The following is a 20,800-nucleotide window of genomic DNA, read 5'->3' as shown; positions in this document are numbered from 1 at the left end:
GTCCGTCCGAGGAGGGAACTCCCCTTCCTCGGGCGGACCTTTCCGTTGCCGGACGGTCGCCCGCCGCGAACAGCAAGGTCCGCCCGGGAAGAGGACTCCCCTCCCCGGGCGGACCCCGTACGGTGACGTTGCGTCAGATGTGCACGGCCGGACCGGCGTCGTTGGCGCCGCGCTTGGTGAGCAGTCCGAGGCCGGCCGCCGCCAGCGCGACCACCGCGGCGACGGTGAAGGCCAGGCCCATCCCGCTGACGAAGGAGGAGTGGACGGCGTCCGCGATGCCCCGGACGACGTTCTCGGGGGTGCCGGCCGGGGCCGGCGGGGCGATGCCGAGCTGGGCGGCCTGCTTGAGCTGCTCGCCCTGCTCGCCGGTCGGGAACGGGACGCCGGTGGCGGCCCACTTGCCGGGCAGCACGTCGGTGACCTCGGAGGCCATCACGGCGCCGAGGACGGCGGTGCCGAGCGAGCCGCCGACCTGCATGGCGGCCTGCTGGAGGCCGCCGGCGACGCCGGACAGCTCCAGCGGGGCGTTGCCGACGATCACCTCGGTGGCGCCGACCATGACGGGGCTGAGGCCGAGGCCCATCAGCACGAACCAGAGCGCCATCGCGCCGTTGCCGGAGTCGACGTCCAGGGTGGACATGCCGAGCATCGCGGCGGTGGTGAACAGCATGCCGCCGACGATCGGGATGCGCGGCCCGACCTTGCCGATCAGGAAGCCGGCCAGCGGGGCGCCGACGATCATCATGCCGGTCATCGGGAGCAGGTGGACGCCGGCGTCGACCGGGGCCATCCCGTGCACGTTCTGCAGGTAGAAGGTGACGAAGAAGATGCCGCCGAAGAAGGCGAAGGCCATCAGCACCATCAGCAGGGTGCCGGCCGAGAGCGGCACCGAGCGGAACAGGGCGAGCGGGATCAGCGGCTCCTCGGCGTAGTTCTGCCAGACCGCGAAGAGCGCCAGCGCGAGCACCGCGCCGCCGAGGAAGAGCAGGGTGGCGGGGTCGCCCCAGCCCCAGCTCGGGGCCTTGATGATGCCCCAGACCAGCATGAACATCGCGCCGGAGAGCAGCACGATGCCGGGGATGTCGAAGGACTTGGCGGCGTTCTCGGCGCGGACGTCCTTGAGGATCAGCAGGCCGAGCACCAGGGCGAGGACGCCGACCGGGATGTTGATGAAGAACACCGACTCCCAGCTGACGTGCTCGACCAGCAGGCCGCCGACGATCGGGCCGGCCGCGGTGGAGGCGCCGATGACGCCGCCCCAGATGCCGATCGCCATGTTCAGCTTGTCGGCGGGGAAGGCGCCGCGGAGCAGGCCGAGCGCGGCGGGCTGGAGCAGCGCGCCGAACAGGCCCTGCAGGACGCGGTAGAAGATCACCTGCTGGATCGAGCCGGCGAAGCCGATCGCGGCGGAGGTGGCGGCGAAGCCGACCGCGCCGACCAGGAAGGTGCTCTTGTGGCCGAACCGGTCGCCGATCTTGCCGGCGGTGATCAGGAAGACCGCGAGGGCCAGCAGGTAGCCGCTGGTGACCCACTGGATGTCGGCCGGCGAGGCCTTCAGGTCGGTCTGGATGGCCGGGTTGGCGATGGCGACGACGGTGCCGTCGAGGGCCACCATCATCACGCCGACGGCGACCGTGAGCAGGGTCAGCCAGGGGTGTCCCCGAAGCTTGCCCCCGGCGGCCTGGGCCGCTTCCTTGTCGAGTACAACGGACTGGCTCATGGCTCGGGAGTTCCCCGTTCGTGTGGTGGTGCGCGAGCACGGCGCCGGACTGCGGCGGCGCCCGGCCCTCGCCCGTCCCCACGAGCTCCAGCGATCGGGCACCGCCGTCCGCCGAACATTATGTCAGCCACTGACATTAGACAAAGCGTGACTCCTGTCACCCGATGTCAACTGTCAGGCGACTATCGTTGACCCATGGCCACCACCACCGCCGCCACCACCACGGCCGACCCGACGTCCGCCGACCCGACGCCCGTCGGCCTGCGCGAACGCAAGAAGCAGCGGACCAGGAACTCGCTGTGCGGCGCCGCCCTGCGGCTGTTCCTCCGGCAGGGCTACGGGCGGACCACGGTGGACGAGATCGCGGCCGAGGTGGAGGTCTCCCAGCGCACCTTCTTCCGGTACTTCGCCAACAAGGAGGAGGTCGCCCTCGCGGTGCTGGCCGAGGCCGAGGAGGAGTTCCTGGCCCGGCTGCGGGCCCGCCCGGCCGGGGAGAACCCGCTGGAGGCGATGCGTGGCGCGGTCCGCGAGGTCTGGCTGGGCCTGGACGAGGGCCGCGGCTCGGCGTCCGCCGCGCTGGAGCTGTTCGAGCTGATCGAGTCCACCCCCACCCTGCTCGCCGCGCACCTGCGGCACGCCATCCAGCAGGAGGTGGCGGTGGCCCGCATCCTCGCCGAGCGCGAGGGCCTCGACCCGGCCGTCGACCTGCGGCCCCGGCTGCTCGCCGCCGTCTTCGGCACCGTGGTGCGGATCTCGCACCTCGCCTACGCCGCCGAACCCGACCAGGGCGGCCACGACATGGACGGCATGCTGGCGCTGATCGAGCGTCACCTCGACCAGCTGGGACCGGCGTTGGCGGGTTCCTGGCGCCGGCCCGCCGCCGGGTAGCACCGCGGTAGCACCCGGGCCGGCTACCGGGGTATGAGGACAGCGCCCGTACCCCGCTCTACCCTCGGCCCGGTGAGCATCTGGAAAGCCTTCCTCCGCGCCCTGTCCGAACCCGTCCCCGACCGGCGCCCGCCGCTGGCGGACGCGCGGCGGCGGTGGGTCCGGCTGGCCCCCCACGGGGCGGTGCTGGCCGCGGTCGCCTGCCTGCTGCCCACCGGCATCGTCGCGTTCACCCAGCTCTACGGGCTGGACCCGGCACTGGCCACGGCGCTCGCCACCGTGCAGGCCGGGTCGCTGGTGCTGGCGCTGACCCGCCCGCTGACGGCCTGGCAGCTGATGGCGCCGTCGGTGCTGGTCGGCGCCGTCGCCACCCAGGGGTCGGCCGCCGAGCAGCCCTGGCCGTGGCCGGTCACCACGCTGCTCGGGTACCTGTTCCTGATGGTCCTGCTGGCGGTCCGCGAGCGCGGCCGCACCCTGCTCGCCGTCTGGATCGTCACCTTCCTCGGCTGCAGCCTGAGCTGGACGGCCTTCAGCGCGCACTTCGACGGCACCTCGGTGGTAGTCGCGGCGGTCTCCGCGGCGGTGCTGCTGCTCGGCTGGAGCCTGCGCGGCCGGGGCGAGGCCAAGCGGCTGCTGGCCGAGCAGGAGCAGATCTCGGAGGCCGAGCGGGCCGGGCGGACCCTGCTGGAGGAGCGCGCCCGGATCGCCCGCGAGCTGCACGACGTGGTGGCCCACCACATGTCGGTGATCGCCGTGCAGGCCGACAGCGCCCCCTACCGGCTCGGCGGCCTGTCCGAGGAGGCGGTCGCCGAGTTCGGGCAGATCGCCACCGCCGCGCGCGGCTCGCTGGCCGAGATGCGCCGCCTGCTGGGCGTGCTGCGCTCCGCCGACGCCGACGCCGACAAGGCCCCCCAGCCGGGCCTGGCCGACCTGCCGAAGCTGCTGGCCACCGTGGCCCAGGCCGGGGTGCGGGCCGAACTCGCCGTCGCCGCGGGCGCGGAGGCGCTCGACCCGGTGCCCGAGGCGGTCGGCCTCTCCGCGTACCGGATCGTCCAGGAGGCGCTGGCCAACGTGGTCCGGCACGCGCCCGGCGCCACCGCCGAGGTCCGGCTGGACGCCGCCGACGGCGCGCTCACCGTGCGGGTGGACAACGCCCCGCCGCCGGGGCGGTCCGCCGCCGTCGAGAGCCCCGGCTCCACCGGGCAGGGCCTGGTCGGAATGCGCGAGCGCGTCCGGCTGCTGGCTGGCACCCTGGACACCGGCCCGACCGCCGACGGCGGCTACCGGGTGACCGCCGTCCTGCCGCTGCACGGCACCGCCCCGGGGGAGAACACCGCATGACGATCCGCGTCCTCGTCGTCGACGACCAGGCCATGGTCCGCGCCGGATTCGCCGCCCTGCTGGGCGCGCAGAGCGACATCGACGTGGTCGGCGACGCCGCCGACGGCCGGCAGGCCCTGGAGGTCAGCGGCCGCACCCACCCCGACGTGGTCCTGATGGACGTCCGGATGCCCGAGATGGACGGCCTGGAGGCCGCCCGCCGGCTGCTCGACCCGCCGCCGGGGGTGGTGCACCGGCCGCGCGTGCTGATGCTCACCACCTTCGACGTGGACGACTACGTGTACGAGGCGCTGCGGGCCGGGGCCAGCGGCTTCCTGCTGAAGGACGCCCCGCCCGCCGACCTGATCGCCGCCGTCCGGGTGGTCGCGGCCGGCGACGCGCTGCTCGCCCCGTCCGTCACCCGGCGCCTGATCGCCGACTTCGCCCGCCACCGGCCCGCGCCGCGCCGCGACCCCCGGCTGCGGCTCAACGGGCTGACGCCGCGCGAGACCGAGGTGCTGGAGCTGATCGCCCGCGGCCTGTCCAACCAGGAGATCGCCGCCCACCTGGTGCTCGCCGAACAGACCGTGAAGACCCACATCGGCCGCATCCTGGCCAAGCTCGACCTGCGCGACCGCGCCCAGGCCGTGGTGCTCGCCTACGAGAGCGGCCTGGTGCAGCCCGGCGCGCAGTAGCACTGCCTCCGGGTGACTCCCCGGTACGACAGGCGGCTTGGCCCCGTGGGGTGACGTCCCGCCGGGTGTCCCGTTCCTACCTTCCTCCCGTTGCCGAACAGGAGGAGGAACGAGGATGCTGTCACGTCTGCGTCGGGGGACGGCCGTGGCCGGGCTGGTGCTGGCGGCCGTACTGGGAACGGGGTCGTGGGCGGCCGCGGACGCCCAGACCCCGCTGACCGGCCCGCCGCCGGGGGCCGCCGCCTGGGTGGCGGAGGCCGTGCCGGGCCTGCGGACGCCCGACCCGGGCACCGCCTCCCCCACCGAAGTCGCCTCCTTCTTCCGGCAGTTGACGCCCGCCCAGCAGGACGCCCTGCTGCTCCGCCACCCGCAGGTGGTCGGCAACCTGGACGGCGCCCCGACCGCGCTGCGCTACCGGGCCAACGCGCTGTCCCTGGCCGCGGAGCTGGACCGGCAGCGCGCCCTGGCCGACGACGCCGCCCGCCCGGCGCACGAGCGCGCGGCAGCCGCCGCCCTGGCCGACCGCTACCGGAGCCTGACCGGCCGTCAGCTGCTCGCCTTCGACCCGCGCGGCCGCGGCCAGGTCGCCGAGGTGTTCGGCGACCTCGCGCACGACGCCCGGACGGCCGTCGTGGTACCGGGCGCCGACGTCGACCTGGGGACCTACGACAAGGCCACCGCCGACGGCTTCGACACCCTGGCCGGGATGGCCCGTTCGCTGCGCGCCGCGAGTGGCGACCGGGTCGCGGTGGTGGCCTGGGTCGGCTACACCACCCCGCTCGGCATCGGGGTGGACGTGGCCCGCGAGGAGCTGGCGCGGGCCGGCGCGCCCCGGCTGGACCGGCTGCTGGCCGGCCTGGCCCCGTCCACCGGGCCGGTCACGGTGTTCTGCCACAGCTACGGCTCGGTGGTCTGCGGGCTGGCGAAGCCCGACCCGCGGGACGTCGCGCGGCTGGTGGTGCTCGCCTCCCCCGGCATGAGCCTGGACCGGGCCGAGGAGCTGGCCGTCCCGGTGTGGGCGGTGCGGCGCAACGCGGAGGACTGGATCGCCGACGTGCCGAACGTCCGGCTGTTCGGGTTCGGCCACGGCGCCGACCCCACCGCCGCGGACTTCCGGGCCCGCCCGCTGCCGTCGACCGGATCGCACGGCCACAGCGGCTACTTCGCGCCCGGCTCGGCCTCGCTCGCGGCCTTCGCCGCCCTCGCCCTGACCGGCTCCCCCACCGCCTGACACCTCCCGCGCTCCCCCTGCGTCCTCCCGGAAAGGGACTCCCGTGCTGACCACGCTCCGCCGCGCCGCCGCGAAGGCCGACGCGAAGACCCCCGCCACCCGCGACCGCGCCCTGGACGGCCTGCGCGCCCTCGCCCTGCTCTCGGTGCCGGTCGGGCACTGGCTGCTCGGCGGCCTCACCCTGACCGGCGGCGTGCTGCACAACGCGAGCCCGCTGGGCGCGCTCGGGTTCATGGCCCCGCTCAGCTGGGTGCTGCAGCTGCTGGGGGTGTTCTTCCTGGTCGGCGGACGGGCCTCCGCGCTGTCCTGGCAGCGCGCCGCCGAACGCGGCACCGGCGCCCGGCGCTGGCTGCGCGACCGGACGCTGCGGCTGGTCCGGCCGGTGCTCGGGGTGGCCGCCGTCTGGGCGGCGCTGGTCCCGCTGCTGCGCCTGCTCGGCGTCCCCGCCGACACGGTGCGCACCGGGGCGGTGCTGATGGTGCAGCCGCTCTGGTACATCGGGATGTACCTGGTGCTGACCGCGCTGACCCCGCTGTGCGTCAAGTTCGGTGCGTGGAGCCGGGGTTGGGGCGCCGGGCTGCTGCTGGCGGCGGTCGCCGCGGTGGACCTGCTGCGGTACGGGCCGTGGGGCGCCGCGATGCCGGGGTGGCTGGGCCTGCTGAACCTGCTGCCGGGCTGGCTGTTCGCCTACCAGCTGGGCGTGGACTGGGCGCACGGCCGGATCGCCCGGGCCGGGGCGGGGCTGCTGGCGCTCGGCGGGGCCGCGCTGTTCGCCGTGCTGCTGCTGGTGTTCCACTACCCGGCCAGCATGGTCGGGGTGCCGGGCGCGGCCCGCACCAACTCGCACCCGCCGTCCCTGCTGGTGCCGGCGCTGGCCTCGGTGCAGGGCGGCGCGGCGATGCTGCTGAAGGACCGGCTGGGCCGGGCGCTGCGCCGCCCGCTGCTCTGGCTGCCGGTGGTGGTGGTCAACCTGGGCGCGATGACGATTTTCTGCTGGCACCAGAGCGCGATGTTCCTCACCGCGCTGGCCGGTTCGCGGCTGGGCGGGGCCGTCCCGGGCCTGACCACCGCGCCCGACTCGGGGCTGTGGGCGCTGGAGCGGCTGGCCTGGCTGCCGGTGTTCGGCCTGGTGCTGGCCCTGATCGGCAGCCGGGCGCGGCGCTTCGACGGCCCGTGGCCCTCGCGCGCCTGGCGCGCGGTGGCCGGGGCGGGCGCCGCCCTGTTCGCGGCGTACGCCCTCGGCGCGGTCTGAGCGCCCCCGGTCCTCCTGCCGCCGGATCGAACTGACGGTCTTTCGGCCACCGCCGCCGGCGCCCCGTACGCTGGCGGCCATGGCGACCTTCGAGGAACTGACCGCGCTGGCCCTGGAACTTCCGCAGGCGCACCGGGAGACCACCTGGGAGCAGGACACCTTCCGGGTCGGCCGGAAGATCTTCGCCATGGGCCGGGCCGAGGCCGGGGCCGCCACCGTGAAGGCCACGCCCGAGGAGCAGGCCGCACTGGTCGCCGCCGCGCCCGCCGTGTACTCGGTCGCCCCCTACACTGGCCGGTTCGGCTGGGTCCGGGTCGAACTGTCCGGCGTCGGGACGGAGGAGCTGCGGGAGCTGCTCACCGACGCCTGGCGCTCGGTGGCGCCGAAGCGGGCCCTCAAGGAGTACGACAGGTAGCGTCCGGGCGAATGTGACGGGGAACACTGTTTGCGCCCTGCCTCCGGCACCTGCCGCCCTCTACTCTGGCCACTAGTTGTTGGCAGCTCAGAGCACCGTCGGGCCCGTCCCGCCGAGACGCACCGGCCCGAGGGAGTGGACGCCATGCACCGCAGGCGGGTCAAGCGCATCCTGATCGGCGTCTTCGCGGGCTGCGCGGTGCTGGTGGACGCCGGCGCCGCGGCCGCGCAGGCCGCCGCCGGCGCCGAGCAGCTGGCGATCACCACCCCGCCGGCCGGCAGCGCCGCCTGGGTCGCCGACGACTCGCTCGGCCGCGCCCTCCCGGACCCGGCCACCGCCAAGCCCGCCGTGGTCGCCGCCTTCTTCGCCTCGCTGACGCCCGCCGAACTGGACCGGCTGGTCGCCGAGTACCCGCTGGTGGTCGGCAACCTGGACGGCGCCCCGCTGGACGCCCGCTACCGGGCGAACCGGGTGGCGATCGCCGCCGAGCGGGACCGGGCCCGGCAGCGCTCCGCGGACCCGGCGCTGGAGCCCGCCGTCCGGGCGCTCGCCGCCTCCCGGGCCAACGACTCGGACCGGCTGCTCGCCGAGGGCCGGCAGATCCTCGCCTTCGACCCGCGCGGCCGCGGCCTGGTCACCGAGGTCTGGGGCGACCTGGCCGCCGCCCAGCGGGTCGCCGTCCTGGTGCCCGGCTCGGACGCGGACCTCGGCCACTTCGACCAGACCGCCGACCCGATGCGCTCCCCCGCCGGCATGGCCCGCGCGCTGTACGCCGAGGAGCACGCCCAGTCGCCCGGCACCCGCACCGCGGTGATCGCCTGGACCGGCTACGTCACCCCGCAGGGCCTCGGCCCGGACGCCGTCACCTCCCGGCTCGCCGAGGCCGCCGCGCCCCGGCTGGAGCGGCTGCTCGGCGGCCTGAAGCAGACCACCTCCCCCGAGGCGCCGCCCGCGCTGCTCTGCCACTCCTACGGCTCGGTGGTGTGCGGCACCGCCGCCCCGACCGTGCACGAGGCGCAGCCGACCGACGTGGTGGCGTTCGGCAGCCCCGGCATGGGCGTCGACTCAGTGTCCGAACTCGGCTCCGGCGTCCAGGTGTGGGCGGCCCGCAACCCGGGCGACTGGATCGGCAACGTGCCGTACCTGGAGGTCGGCGGCCTCGGGCACGGCGCCGACCCGACCACCCAGGCGTTCGGCGCGATGGCGATCTCCTCGGCGGGCGCCAACGGCCACAACGGCTACTTGGTCGACGGCACCGCCAGCCGGCACAACTTCGCGGCGATCGCCCTCGGCCACTACGGGGACGTCAGCGCCCGCCCCGCGGACGGGAACTGACGCCCCCTCGACCTCTCCTGACGGTCCGTCAGAGTTCGCGGGCCTCGGCGGTGGAGCTCATGTCGGCGTAGCGGTCGCCCGCCACCCGGCCGGCGATCGGCTCCAGCTCGGCCAGCTCCTCCTTGTCCAGCCGCAGCCCGGTCGCGGCGACGTTCTCCGCCAGCCGCTCGCGCTTGCGGGTGCCCGGGATCGGCACCACGGACAGGCCGTGCACCTCGGCCCGCTGCTGCACCCAGGCCAGCGCGACCTGGGCCGGGGTCACCCCGCGCCCGGCGGCGATCCGCCGCACCGGGGCGATCAGCTCGTCGTTCCCGGCCGCGTTGTCGCCGGTGAACTGCGGCAGGTGGCGGCGGTAGTCGTCGGCGGCCAGCCGCCCGGCGTCGAACGAGCCGGTCAGGAAGCCCCGGCCGAGCGGCGAGTACGGCACCAGCGCCACGCCCAGCTCGGCCGCGGCCGGCACCGCGGAGCGCTCCACGCCCCGGGCGAACAGCGACCACTCCGACTGGAGCGCCGCGATCGGGTGCACCGCGTGCGCCTCCCGCAGCTCCGGCCCGGTCACCTCGGACAGGCCCAGGTGCCGCACCTTGCCGGCCGCGACCAGCTCGCCCATCGCGCCGACCGACTCGGCCAGCGGCACCTGCGGGTCGCGCCGGTGCATGTAGTAGACGTCGATCACGTCGACGCCGAGCCGGCGCAGCGAGGCGTCGACCGCCTGCCGGATGTACGCCGGGTCGTTGCGGATGCCCCGGTAGTGCGGGTCGTCGGCGCGCCGCTCGATGGAGAACTTGGTGGCCAGCACCACCTGCTCCCGGTGCGCCCGGACGAACGGGCCGATCAGCTCCTCGTTGGCGCCCGACCCGTAGATGTCGGCGGTGTCGAACAGGGTCACCCCGAGCTCCAGCGCCCGCTCCAGGGTGGCCAGCGCCTCCGCCGTGTCGGTCGGGCCGTAGAACTCGCTCATCCCCATGCAGCCCAGGCCCTGCACGCCGACGACCGGACCGTCGGTGCCGAGCCGGGTGGTCCCGATGGTGCTGTTGCTGCTGCTCATGCGCTCTTCCTGTCCTCTGCCTCGTCCTCGACTGCTTGCACGTCCGCCGCCGCCACCGGGCCCGGCAGGTCGCCGCAGGGCCGGCCGCCCAGCTCGGCGTAGTGGTCGATCTTCAGGTCGATCACCGCGAGCGTGGCGTGCAGGTCGGCGAGCCGCTGCCGCACCTCCTCGCGGTGCGCGACCAGCAGGTCCCGCCGCTCGGCCCGGGTGTCGTCCCCGGCCCGGAGCAGTTCGACGTACCGCACCATGTCGGCCACCGGCATCCCGGTCAGCCGCAGCTTGGTGAGGAACGCCAGCCGGGCCAGGTCCCCGTCGCTGTACCGGCGCTGCCCGCCGTACGAGCGGTCCACCGGCTCCAGCAGCCCGATCCGCTCGTACCAGCGCAGCGTGTGCGCGGACAGCCCGCTGGCCGCGGACACCTCGCTGATGCCGTGCCGCGGCGTCGGGTCCGGGGCCCGGCCGGGCCTGCGGAACGCCTGCTCGCACTCGGTGACCTGCGGTGCGGACCCTGCCATCGGAACTGACCCCCGTCTCGGCGACGAACACGACGCTACTGAGTTAGAGCGCGCTCCAAGCAAGCCTGGCACGCCCGGCGCCCGGTCCGGCCGCGTCCCGCTGGATAGAGTGCGCCCCATGGAGAGCTTGCGGATGATCGAGGACTGGCCGGTACCCCACGCCGCGGTGGCGGTGGTGCGCGGGAGCGACGGCGCGCTGCTCGGCGCGCACGGGCCGCAGGAGCACCTGTTCCCGCTGGCCTCGGTGACCAAGCTGCTCAGCTCCTACGCCGCCCTGGTCGCCGTCGAGGAGGGCGTCTTCGAACTCGACGACCCGGCGGGCCCGCCCGGCTCCACCGTCCGCCACCTGCTCGCCCACACCTCCGGTTTGGCCTTCGACGAGCACCGGGTGATGGCCGAGCCCGGCAACCGGCGCCTCTACTCCAACGCCGGCTTCGACGTCCTCGCGGCCGCCCTGGAGGACGCCTCCGGCATCCCGTTCGCCCAGTACGCCGCCGAGGCGGTCTTCCGGCCGCTCGGCATGCACGCCACCCTGATCAACACCGCCCACCGGGCCCCCGCCGGCGCGGGCGGCCTCTCCACCGCCGCCGACCTGGCCCGCTTCGCCGCCGAACTGCAGTCCCCCAAGCTGCTCGACCCGGGGACGGTGCGGGCCGCGACCCGCGAGGTCGCCTTCCCCGGCACCAGCGGCGTGCTGCCCGGCTTCGGCCACCGCCGTCCCAACGACTGGGGCCTCGGCTTCGAGATCCGCGACCACAAGGCCCCGCACTGGACGGGCACCGCCAACTCCCCCGCCACCTTCGGCCACTTCGGCCAGTCCGGCACCTTCCTCTGGGTCGACCCCGCCGCCGACCTCGCCTGCCTCGCCCTCACCGACCGCGACTTCGGCCCCTGGGCCGCCGAGGTGTGGCCCCGGCTCAGCGACGCGGTCCTCGCGGAGCGCTAGCGCGGCCGGGCGCGCCCCTCAGCCGAACCGCACGGGCGTGTGCATCTCCCAGAGCAGCAGCTCCACCCCGTCCTCCCCCGCCGTCGGGTCCGCGAATGCGTCGCCGGTGATCCGGACGGAGTCGCCGGCCGCGGCCGAGCGGCCGCCGCCCTGCGGGCCCGGGACGGTGCGGTAGCCGAGCGAGCCCGCCACCACGTGGACGTAGCAGAAGGGCGCCGCCGGCAGCGCGGGCAGCGCCGCCCACGGCCCGACCCGGACCAGCCAGAGCGCGGCGTCGCCGCGGCGCAGCCGCAGCGCGTCGTCCCCGGGGCGCCCCGAGGCCAGCAGGAACAGTCCGTCGCCGTCGGGGACCGGGCGGAGGCCGACCACCGGGGCGGCACCGAACCCGTCGGGCTGGAGCCACATCTGGAGGAAGGTCACCGGCTCCGTCGCCCCGCCGACGTTGCGTTCGGTGTGGACGACGCCGCTGCCGGTGGACTGCAGCTGGACGGTGCCGGGCCGGACCACGCTCGCGTGGCCCGCGTCGTCGCGGTGGGCGAGCGCACCGGAGACGACCCAGGTGACGATCTCGGTGTCGGTGTGCCGGTGCGCCCCGTACCCGGCGCCGGGCGCCAGGGTCTCCTCGTTGCAGGCCAGCAGCGCACCGAAGGAGGTGTTGCGCGGGTCGTAGTGGCCGGCGAAGGAGAAGGCGTGCCGGGTGGTGATCCCTTCGGCGGGTTCCGACAGGTAGCGCTCGGCGGCGCGGCGCAGGTCGGCCCGGCCGCGCTCCTTGCGGACGGGGGCGGACACCGGTTCGAAGGTTTCGGACGTCTGCCCGTCCTGGGGCGAAGAATCCACGCTCACGGGCACCACGGTAGCCGGTGTGACGGGGGCCACCGGACGACATCGGGCCGGGTGGGCACCAGCACCCGTCCGCGTGAGGCAGGCTAGTGCCGTGCCATCCGCTTCAGCGAAACCCGACAAAGCATCCGACCGGCCCTCCGGCGAGCGCTCCTCCCCGGAGCAGGCCGCCGAGAAGAAGGCGGCCAGACGCCCGGCGCCGGCCGGGCGGGGCTCCGCCGTGCCGGGGCGGGGCCGGATGACGGCCGAGGAGCGGCGGTTGGCGGCGGAGCGGGCCGAGCTGCGGGCGGCGACGCTGAAGCGGCTGGAGAAGTCGGCGGGCAAGCTGGCCTCGGCGGCGATCGCCCGGATGGACGACCAACTGGCCTGGTACCGGCGGATGCCGCCGGAGCACCGGTCGTGGATCGGCCTGGTCGCGCAGGCCGGCATCGCGGCGTTCACCGAGTGGTACCGGCACCCGGAGGCGCCGCAGGCGATCTCCACCGACGTGTTCGGCACCGCGCCGCGCGAACTGACCCGGGCGATCACGCTGCGGCAGACCGTGGAGCTGATCCGCACCACCATCGAGGTGATGGAGGAGGCCATCGAGGAGGTGGCCGCCCCGGGCGACGAGGCCGGGATGCGCGAGTCGGTGCTGGTCTACGCCCGGGAGATCGCCTTCGCGACCGCCCAGGTGTACGCGCAGGCCGCCGAGGCGCGCGGCGCGTGGGACGCCCGGTTGGAGGCGCTGGTGGTGAACTCGCTGCTGTCCGGCGACGCCGACGAGGGCGTGCTGTCGCGGGCGGCGGCGCTCGGCTGGGGCCAGCCCAGCCAGGTGCGGGTGGTGATGGGCAGCGCCCCGGACGGCGACAGCGAACTGGTGGTCGAGGCGATCCGGCGGGCCGCCCGGTACGCCAAACTGCACGTGCTGACCGGGGTGTTGGGCCGCCGTCTGGTGGTGGTGGTCGGCGGCGACAAGGAGCCGGTGCACGCGGCCCGGGCGCTGATCGGGCAGTTCGCGCCCGGCCCGGTGGTGGTCGGCCCGACCGTCGGCGACCTGCTGTCGGCGACCCGCTCGGCGCACGCCGCCGCCCAGGGCCTGAAGGCCTGCGCGGCCTGGCCGGACGCCCCGCGCCCGGTGCTGGCCGACGACCTGCTGCCGGAACGGGCGCTGGCGGGCGACGAGGTGGCGCGCCGTCAGCTGGTGGAGGAGATCTACACACCTCTCGAAGAGGCCGGCTCGGCACTCCTGGAGACGCTGAGTGTCTATCTGGAGCAGGCGTCCTCCCTGGAGGGCGCCGCCCGGATGCTCTTCGTTCACCCGAACACCGTGCGCTACCGGCTGCGTCGTGTGACTGACGTCACCGGCTATGCTCCGTCAGACGTACGTTCGGCGTTCACCCTGCGCATCGCCCTTGCTCTGGGGCGTCTTGGTTCCGGGTCCGACCAGACCTGAGCGAACTGTAGGGAGTCCACAAGCCGACGTGCTTTTCTTCGTCATCGTCGCCTACCCGCCCCCGGGCGTCCGGCGAGAGAGGGTTGAACCGTGCTCGTTATCGTCGCCCCTGGACAGGGTGCTCAGACTCCCGGCTTCCTCAACCCGTGGCTCGACCTGGACGGCGTCGCCGACCGGCTGCGCCAGTGGTCGGAGGTGGCCGGCCTCGACCTGGTGCACGCCGGGACCGGGGCGTCCGAGGAGGAGATCAAGGACACCGCCGTCGCGCAGCCGCTGCTGGTGGCCGCCGGCCTGGTGACCGCGGGGGCGCTGCTCCCGCAGGGCGTGGCCGGCACCGTCGGCGCGCTGGCCGGGCACAGCGTCGGCGAGATCACCGCCGCGGCGCTGGCCGGCGTGCTGTCCGAGCAGGACGCGCTGGCGTTCGTGCGCGAGCGCAGCCTCGGCATGGCCGAGGCCGCGGCCGCCACCGCGACCGGCATGACCGCGGTGCTCGGCGGCGACCCGGCGGAGGTCGCCGCGAAGCTCGCCGCGCACGGCGTGACCCCGGCGAACAACAACGGCGGCGGCCAGATCGTCGCGGCCGGCACGCTGGAGCAGCTGGCCGCGCTGAAGGCGGACCCGCCGGCCGGCGCGCGGCTGATCCCGCTGAAGGTGGCGGGCGCGTTCCACACCGCGCACATGGCCCCGGGCCAGGCCCGGCTGGAGAAGCTGGCGCCGACCCTGGCCGTCGCGGACCCGGTGACCGCCTACCTGTCCAACAAGGACGGCGAGGTGGTCGGTTCGGGCGCCGAGGTGCTGGCCCGCCTGGTGTCGCAGGTGTCCAACCCGGTCCGCTGGGACCTGTGCATGGAGACGCTGCAGCAGTTGGGCGCCACCGCCGTCATCGAGCTGTCCCCCGCGGGGACGCTCACCAACCTGGTCAAGCGCAACGTCAAGGGTGTCGCCACGCTGGCCCTGAAGACCCCCGCCGATCTCGACAAGGCCCGCGAACTCGTGGCCGAGCACGGCAGCCAGGAGCAGACCGCATGAGCGCAACCATCAAGCCGGTCACCGGCGCCCAGTACTCCCGCATCCTCGGGGTGGGCGGCTACCGCCCGTCCCGGGTGATCCCCAACTCCGAGGTCCTGAACTGGATCGACTCCTCGGACGAGTGGATCAGGACCCGGTCCGGCATCGCCGAGCGCCGCTGGGCGGGCCCGGAGGAGACCGTCGCGGAGATGTCGGTGCAGGCCGCCGGCAAGGCGATCGCGATGGCCGGGATCGCCCCGGAGCAGATCGGCGGCGTCATCGTGGCGACCGTCTCGCACCTGAAGCAGACCCCGGCGATCGCCACCGAGATCGCCCAGCGGCTGGGCTGCGGCACCGCCCCGGCGTTCGACATCTCGGCGGCCTGCGCGGGCTTCGGCTACGGCCTGGGCCTGGCCGACGGCATGGTGCGCGGCGGCAACGCCGAGTACGTGCTGGTGATCGGCGTGGAGCGGCTCAGCGACCTGACCGACGTCACCGACCGCTCGACCGCGTTCATCTTCGGCGACGGCGCGGGCGCCGCGATCGTCGGCCCCTCGGACGTCCCCGGCATCGGCAAGGTGGTCTGGGGCGCGGACGGCTCGCAGGCCGACGTGATCTCGCAGACCCAGGCCTGGGACACCGCCTTCGCCAAGCCGGACGCCGTCAACGGCACCGGCGAGGAGATCAAGTGGCCGGCCCTGCGGATGGAGGGCCAGACGGTCTTCCGCTGGGCCGTCTACGACATGGCCAAGGTCGCCCAGCAGGCGCTGGACGCGGCCGGGGTGACGGCCGACCAGCTCGGCGCGTTCATCCCGCACCAGGCCAACATGCGCATCATCGATGCCATGATCAAGGCGCTGAAGCTGCCCGCCGGGGTCCCGGTGGCGCGCGACATCGCCGAGACCGGCAACACCTCCGCCGCGTCCATTCCGCTCGCCATGGAGCGGATGCTGGAGCGCGGCGAGGCCAAGAGCGGCGACCTGGCACTGATCATCGGCTTCGGTGCCGGTCTGGTCTACGCCGCCGCAGTGGTTACTCTCCCCTAGGCGTTTTTCTCCGCCCCACCCCCTGGAAACCCGCGGCGGTCCGACGGACCGCACGCAGTCAACACCGAGAAGGAGCAGCCGATATGGCTACCCGCGAAGAGGTTCTCGAAGGTCTCGCCGAGATCGTGAACGAGATCGCCGGCATTCCGGTCGAGGACGTCGCGCTCGACAAGTCCTTCACCGACGACCTGGACGTCGACTCGCTGTCCATGGTCGAGGTCGTCGTCGCCGCCGAGGAGCGCTTCGGCGCGAAGATCCCGGACGACGAGGTCAAGAACCTGAAGACCGTGGGCGACGCGGTGGACTTCATCGTCGCCAACGTCTGACCCGTCGTCAGGCACCCGGTCGGGGCACGCCCGGCGCGCCCCGACCGGCCCCCTTCCGACCGGCCCTCCGGTCCTCCCCCTCAGCTGATGAGAGAAGAAGAAGACCAGTGACTGCTGAAAACCGCACCGTGGTCGTCACGGGTATCGGCGCCTTCACGCCGCTGGGCGGCGACGCCGCCACTTTCTGGGAGGGCCTGCTGGCCGGCAAGTCCGGGGTCCGCGCCCTCACCGAGGACTGGGCCGCCGAGCTGCCGGTCCGGATCGCCGCCCGGGTCGCCGTCGAGCCCGGCGAGATCCTGCCCCGCCCGCTGGCCCGCAAGCTGGACCGCTCGGCCCAGTTCGCGCTGATCGCCGCCCGCGAGGCCTGGAAGGACGCGGGCTACGAGGCCCCGGCCACCGACGACGCCAACCCGCTGGCCCCCGAGCGCCTGGGCGCGGTCATCGCCTCCGGCATCGGCGGCGTCACCACCCTGCTCGACCAGTACGACGTGCTCAAGGAGCAGGGCGTCCGCAAGGTCTCCCCGCACACCGTCCCGATGCTGATGCCCAACTCCCCGGCCGCCAACGTCGGCCTGGAGGTCGGCGCCCGCGCGGGCGTGCACACCCCCGTCTCCGCCTGCGCCTCCGGCGCCGAGGCGATCGGCTACGCGATCGAGATGATCCGCACCGGCCGCGCCGACGTCGTGGTGGCCGGCGGCACCGAGGCCGCGGTGCACCCGCTGCCGATCGTCGCCTTCTCGAACATGATGGCGATGTCCAAGAACAACGAGGACCCGGAGCACGCCTCCCGCCCGTACGACAAGGGCCGGGACGGCTTCGTGCTGGGCGAGGGCGCGGGCGTGATCGTGCTGGAGTCCGCCGAGCACGCGGCCGCCCGCGGCGCCCGGGTCTACTGCGAGGCCGTCGGCCAGGGCCTGTCCTCGGACGCCCACCACATCGCCCAGCCCGAGCCGACCGGCGCCGGCGTGGCCCGCGCCATCGACGACCTGTTCGCCCGCAACGACCTCGACCGGTCCGAGGTGGTGCACGTCAACGCGCACGCCACCTCGACCCCGCAGGGCGACACCGCCGAGATCAAGGCGCTGCGCCGCACCCTGGGCGAGCACCTCGACCACGTGGCGATCTCCGCCACCAAGTCGATGACCGGCCACCTGCTGGGCGGCGCCGGCGGCATCGAGACCGTCGCCACCGTGCTCGCCCTGTACAACCGGATGGCCCCGCCGACCGTCAACGTGGTCGACCTGGACGACGACATCGACGCCGACATCGTCCGCGACGAGCCCCGCAAGCTCCCGGTCGACGGCCGGATCGCCGCGCTGAACAACTCCTTCGGCTTCGGTGGCCACAACGTGGTGCTGGCCTTCCGCACCGTCTGACGCACCGTCACCCCGAGGGGCGGTCCCGGTTCTCCGGGACCGCCCCGCCGGTTTTCCGGCCCCGCCGCCTACGGCTTCGCGGTCAGGTACACCCCGGTGGCGTCCTGGCCGGCCGTGTTGCGGCAGGACCAGTTCCCGGAGGTCCTGGCGTTCAGCAGGGTCAGGCAGCGCCCGAGCGCCAGCTGGCCGTAGTAGTTCGGGTGGAAGGACTCCTGCGTGGCGCCCTGGACGGTGCTGCCGTAGTCCAGGAAGCGGGCCCACTCGCTGGTGGTCGCGGACGGCGCCGTGCCCGGGGCGGCCATCCTGGTGCCCTTGGCGCACACCTCGCGGCCCTGCAGCAGGTCGCGCAGGTCGAGGAACTGGACGCCCTTGTCGGCCGCGACGCCGGCCAGCCGGTCGGAGATCTGCGGGACCAGCGAGTCGCGGGCCCAGTCGGCGTCGAGGTTCCAGAACGGGCAGCCGCCGGTGCTGGTCCGGCTCCACCCGCTCTCCGGGTAGCGGTTCTCCGCGCTGCGCGGGATCGGCGACGGGTAGGACTGCAGCACGATCCGGTAGTCGCCGGACCGGTAGCCGGCGTCCGCCATCACGGCCCGGATCTCGTCGATCGACTTGCCGACCCCGGCCATCGCGGCGTCCATCCGGGCGTCGACCGCGGCCTGCTGGTCGTCGTGGCAGTACGACCACCAGACCTCGTAGTCCTGCACGCAGGTGGAGATCACGTCGGAGAAGCCCAGGTCGTTGCCGCCGATCGAGAGCGTGATCAGCTTGACGTCGTACTGGCCCGCCACCGCGGCGAGCCGGTCGGCCTGCGGGGCCTCGCCCTTGAACGACTGCCCGCCGCTGGCGGCGCGGAAGACGTTCTCGGAGGTGGCGCCGGAGCAGGCGAGGTTGACGGCGGTCTGGTTGACGGCGGGGGCGCTGCGCACCTCGGCCACGTCCGAGCGGTCGCACCCGCTCGCGTAGGTGGTGCCGTACACCCGGGTCGGGTCGTAGCCCGACCCGGTCCAGGCGCGGTCGGTGCCGTCCCGGCTGCTGCCGGTGGTGTCGCTGTTGCCCTTCCAGCGACCGGCTTCTCCGGAGATGTAGCTGTCGCCCATCGAGACCGTCGCCGTGCTGCCGGTGCCGGTGGTGGCGGCGGCCGGGACTGCGGTGGCGAGGGTGGCGACGGGCAGGGCGAGCGCCGCTGCGGCGAGCAGGGCGAGGGTCCTCGGGGTGGTGCGTCGGCTCTGGGGCACGGCGGGAACTCCTGCGGACGGCCCCGCGACGGTGGGACGTGCGGGGCGCTGGGGCGAGGGTGGGCCGCCGGCCGGTGGCGCCCCGAATCTGGCATGCCCACCGCTGTTACCGCCAGGTATCTACGCCGGGAAACTCGCAGCGTCACAGACTTTCTCGCTGCGTCACCGCCGCCCGCCCACTGCTCGCCCGCCGCCCGCCGCGGGTTCGCCGCAGGTTCGCCACGGGTTCGCCGCGGGCCCGATCACCCTCCCCGGGACCCGATCGCCCTCCCCGGGGCCTGCCCGTCCGCCGCGGGGTCAGACCACCTGGTGGAGCCAGCGCACCGGCGCGCCCTCGCCCGCGTACCGGAACGGCTCCAGCTCGTCGTCCCAGGGCTTGCCGAGCAGCCGGACGATCTCCGACTCCAGGTCGCCGCCCTCGCTGCGGGCGCGCAGCAGCACGGCGCGGAGCCGGTCCTCGGGGATCAGGATGTCGCCGTGGATGCCCGTGACGGCGTGGAAGATGCCGAGGCTGGGCGTGGAGGAGTAGCGCTCGCCCTCCGCCGTGGCGCAGGGCTCGCTGGTCACCTCGTAGCGCAGCAGCTGCCAGCCGCGCAGCGCGGACGCCAGCCGCGAGGCGGTACCGGGCTCCCCCTGCCAGGAGAGTTCGGACCGCCAGTGGCCGGCCGCGGCGGGCTGCCTGATCCAGTCGAGGTTGACCCGCACGCCGAGCACGCCCGCCACCGCCCACTCGACGTGCGGGCACAGCGCGCGGGGCGCGGAGTGGAGGTAGAGCACACCACGTGTCGTCACCGGGACCTCCTGGCTGTGGACGAGGGTCGCCTTCCCCAGCTGCCTCGTGCCGTCGCCGGTCGGTACTGATCCAGTGGCTACCCCGTGAAGCTCAACTTATTCGACATTAGGTCATCAAATCGAGCAAAACGGACAAGCTTTCACCCCATGCTAGTCGGTTCGCCCGGGAGGTCTACCCTCGCAGCGCCCACCTCCCCCGAACGGACCTACGGACGCGCCCCCGCCGGATTCGCTTCCGGCGGGGGCGTGCTGACGGCCAGGAACCCGACGCACCGTCAGTTCCCTTGCCCCGGTCAGACCTTGACGACCATCTTCCCGGTGTTGGCGCCGCGCAGCATGCCGAGGAAGGCCTCGGCGGTGTTCTCCACGCCCTCGACCACGGTCTCGTCGGAGCGCAGCGAGCCGTCCCGCAGCCAGCCGCCGACCTCCTCGAAGAACTGCCCGCGCAGCGCGCCGTGGTCGCCGACGATCATGCCCTGCAGGCGCAGCCGCTTGCCGATGGCGAGCGCGAGGTTGCGCGGCCCGGCGGGCGCGGCGGTGTCGTTGTACTGGGCGATGGCGCCGCACAGGGTGACCCGGCCGTGCACGTTGAGCGCGCCGATCGCGGCCTCCAGGTGCTCGCCGCCGACGTTGTCGAAGTAGACGTCGATGCCCTCGGGGGCGGCCTGGGCGAGCTGTTCGGCGACCGGGCCGGCCTTGTAGTCGAAGGCGGCGTCGAAGCCGAGTTCGTCGACCAGGGTGGCGACCTTGGCGGCGGAACCGGCCGAGCCGATCACCCGCTTCGCGCCCTTGAGCCGGGCGATCTGGCCGACCAGCGAGCCGACCGCCCCCGCCGCGCCGGAGACGAAGACGGTGTCGCCGGGCTTGAACGAGGCGACCTCCAGCAGGCCGGCGTACGCGGTGAGGCCCGGCATGCCGAGCACGCCCAGGTAGGCGGAGAGCGGGGCGAGCTCCGGGTCGACCTTCACGGTGTGCGCGGCGTCCAGCGTGGCGTACTCGCGCCAGCCCAGCCCGTGCAGCACCGCGTCGCCGACCGCGAAGCCCTCGGCCTCCGAGGCGATCACGTACCCGACGGCCCCGCCGTCCATCGGCGCGCCGAGCGCGTACGGCGGGACGTAGGACTTCTGGTCATTCATCCTTCCCCTCATGTACGGGTCCACCGAGAGGTAGGCGTTGCGCACCAGGATCTCGCCCGGGCCGGGCCGCCGGACCGGGGCCTCGACCAGCGCGAAGTCGGCGGGCACCGGCCAGCCCTGCGGACGGGCCGCCAGGTGCCACTCGTAGCCGGTGGCGGGGAGGGCCTGGTCCTGCGCCGCCGGGTCCTGCGCTGCCGTCGGGTCTGCCATCACGTGCTCCTCTACCTGAAATGTTCAGCGA

General features: G+C 74.3%; 20 protein-coding genes. 13 read left to right on the top strand and 7 right to left on the bottom strand.

Going from position 1 to position 20,800, the window contains the following annotated elements; translation table 11 throughout:
* Positions 1-133: 133 nt before the first annotated feature.
* Positions 134-1,720 (bottom strand): MFS transporter, encoded by a 1,587-nt coding sequence (locus ACIOHG_RS36065; protein WP_400957469.1) that lies wholly within the window; start codon positions 1,718-1,720, stop codon positions 134-136.
* Positions 1,721-1,915: 195 nt separating this feature from the next.
* Between ACIOHG_RS36065 and ACIOHG_RS36060 the strand changes: the two genes are divergently transcribed.
* The 7 genes from ACIOHG_RS36060 (at position 1,916) to ACIOHG_RS36030 (ending at position 8,856) form a co-directional block, all read left to right on the top strand.
* Positions 1,916-2,608: a TetR/AcrR family transcriptional regulator gene (locus ACIOHG_RS36060; protein WP_400957467.1), complete on the top strand. Its 693-nt coding sequence runs from the start codon at positions 1,916-1,918 to the stop codon at positions 2,606-2,608.
* Positions 2,609-2,680: 72 nt separating this feature from the next.
* Positions 2,681-3,949: a sensor histidine kinase gene (locus ACIOHG_RS36055; RefSeq protein WP_400957465.1), complete on the top strand. Its 1,269-nt coding sequence runs from the start codon at positions 2,681-2,683 to the stop codon at positions 3,947-3,949.
* Positions 3,946-4,623 (top strand): response regulator, encoded by a 678-nt coding sequence (locus ACIOHG_RS36050; protein WP_376051253.1) that lies wholly within the window; start codon positions 3,946-3,948, stop codon positions 4,621-4,623. The genes ACIOHG_RS36055 and ACIOHG_RS36050 overlap by 4 nt, the downstream gene beginning before the upstream one ends.
* Before the next feature lie 115 nt (positions 4,624-4,738).
* Positions 4,739-5,854, top strand: a complete 1,116-nt coding sequence (locus tag ACIOHG_RS36045) for an alpha/beta hydrolase (RefSeq protein WP_400957462.1) — start codon at positions 4,739-4,741, stop codon at positions 5,852-5,854.
* Between the two features lie 43 nt (positions 5,855-5,897).
* Entirely contained in the window at positions 5,898-7,106 is a 1,209-nt protein-coding gene (locus tag ACIOHG_RS36040; RefSeq protein WP_400957460.1) for an acyltransferase, read from the top strand.
* 79 nt (positions 7,107-7,185) lie between these two features.
* Positions 7,186-7,521, top strand: a complete 336-nt coding sequence (locus tag ACIOHG_RS36035) for an MmcQ/YjbR family DNA-binding protein (RefSeq protein WP_400957457.1) — start codon at positions 7,186-7,188, stop codon at positions 7,519-7,521.
* Positions 7,522-7,665: 144 nt separating this feature from the next.
* Positions 7,666-8,856: an alpha/beta hydrolase gene (locus tag ACIOHG_RS36030; RefSeq protein ID WP_400957455.1), complete on the top strand. Its 1,191-nt coding sequence runs from the start codon at positions 7,666-7,668 to the stop codon at positions 8,854-8,856.
* Between the two features lie 28 nt (positions 8,857-8,884).
* Here ACIOHG_RS36030 and ACIOHG_RS36025 read toward each other — a convergent pair whose 3' ends face one another.
* Positions 8,885-9,904, bottom strand: coding sequence for an aldo/keto reductase (locus ACIOHG_RS36025; protein WP_400957452.1), 1,020 nt, complete (start codon positions 9,902-9,904; stop codon positions 8,885-8,887).
* Positions 9,901-10,419, bottom strand: coding sequence for a MerR family transcriptional regulator (locus ACIOHG_RS36020; protein WP_400957450.1), 519 nt, complete (start codon positions 10,417-10,419; stop codon positions 9,901-9,903). Before ACIOHG_RS36020 ends, ACIOHG_RS36025 begins: the two co-directional genes overlap by 4 nt.
* A gap of 118 nt (positions 10,420-10,537) precedes the next feature.
* On the opposite strand from ACIOHG_RS36020, the gene ACIOHG_RS36015 reads away from it, so the two are divergent.
* A complete protein-coding gene (locus ACIOHG_RS36015) occupies positions 10,538-11,365 on the top strand; it encodes a serine hydrolase domain-containing protein (RefSeq protein ID WP_400957448.1) in 828 nt (275 codons plus the stop codon).
* An 18-nt stretch (positions 11,366-11,383) separates the two neighbouring features.
* On the opposite strand, the gene ACIOHG_RS36010 is transcribed toward ACIOHG_RS36015, so the two are convergent.
* Positions 11,384-12,208: a pirin family protein gene (locus ACIOHG_RS36010; RefSeq protein WP_400957446.1), complete on the bottom strand. Its 825-nt coding sequence runs from the start codon at positions 12,206-12,208 to the stop codon at positions 11,384-11,386.
* Between the two features lie 235 nt (positions 12,209-12,443).
* Here ACIOHG_RS36010 and ACIOHG_RS36005 point away from each other — a divergent pair, with 235 nt between their 5' ends.
* The 5 genes from ACIOHG_RS36005 to fabF all read left to right on the top strand — a co-directional run bounded on the left by ACIOHG_RS36005 (position 12,444) and on the right by fabF (position 17,396).
* Entirely contained in the window at positions 12,444-13,640 is a 1,197-nt protein-coding gene (locus tag ACIOHG_RS36005; protein ID WP_400957486.1) for a PucR family transcriptional regulator, read from the top strand.
* A gap of 90 nt (positions 13,641-13,730) precedes the next feature.
* Complete coding sequence (locus ACIOHG_RS36000) at positions 13,731-14,669, top strand: ACP S-malonyltransferase (RefSeq protein WP_400957443.1); 939 nt, start codon at positions 13,731-13,733, stop codon at positions 14,667-14,669.
* Positions 14,666-15,694, top strand: coding sequence for a beta-ketoacyl-ACP synthase III (locus ACIOHG_RS35995; protein ID WP_400957440.1), 1,029 nt, complete (start codon positions 14,666-14,668; stop codon positions 15,692-15,694). The genes ACIOHG_RS36000 and ACIOHG_RS35995 overlap by 4 nt, the downstream gene beginning before the upstream one ends.
* 83 nt (positions 15,695-15,777) lie before the next feature.
* Positions 15,778-16,020: an acyl carrier protein gene (locus ACIOHG_RS35990; RefSeq protein ID WP_033222346.1), complete on the top strand. Its 243-nt coding sequence runs from the start codon at positions 15,778-15,780 to the stop codon at positions 16,018-16,020.
* Between the two features lie 107 nt (positions 16,021-16,127).
* Complete coding sequence (gene fabF / locus ACIOHG_RS35985) at positions 16,128-17,396, top strand: beta-ketoacyl-ACP synthase II (protein ID WP_400957437.1); 1,269 nt, start codon at positions 16,128-16,130, stop codon at positions 17,394-17,396.
* A gap of 68 nt (positions 17,397-17,464) precedes the next feature.
* On the opposite strand, the gene ACIOHG_RS35980 is transcribed toward fabF, so the two are convergent.
* From ACIOHG_RS35980 to ACIOHG_RS35970, 3 genes are all read right to left on the bottom strand, one after another.
* Positions 17,465-18,631: a GDSL-type esterase/lipase family protein gene (locus ACIOHG_RS35980; protein ID WP_400957435.1), complete on the bottom strand. Its 1,167-nt coding sequence runs from the start codon at positions 18,629-18,631 to the stop codon at positions 17,465-17,467.
* A gap of 297 nt (positions 18,632-18,928) precedes the next feature.
* Positions 18,929-19,423 (bottom strand): DUF3145 domain-containing protein, encoded by a 495-nt coding sequence (locus tag ACIOHG_RS35975; RefSeq protein ID WP_400957432.1) that lies wholly within the window; start codon positions 19,421-19,423, stop codon positions 18,929-18,931.
* A gap of 293 nt (positions 19,424-19,716) precedes the next feature.
* Positions 19,717-20,769: an NADP-dependent oxidoreductase gene (locus ACIOHG_RS35970; RefSeq protein WP_400957429.1), complete on the bottom strand. Its 1,053-nt coding sequence runs from the start codon at positions 20,767-20,769 to the stop codon at positions 19,717-19,719.
* Positions 20,770-20,800: the final 31 nt, after the last annotated feature.

Source organism: Kitasatospora sp. NPDC088134 (assembly GCF_044741705.1).
Taxonomy (GTDB): domain Bacteria; phylum Actinomycetota; class Actinomycetes; order Streptomycetales; family Streptomycetaceae; genus Kitasatospora.
The sequence above is the reverse complement of the archived record's forward strand: the minus strand, read 5'-3'. Positions and strand labels throughout refer to the sequence as shown.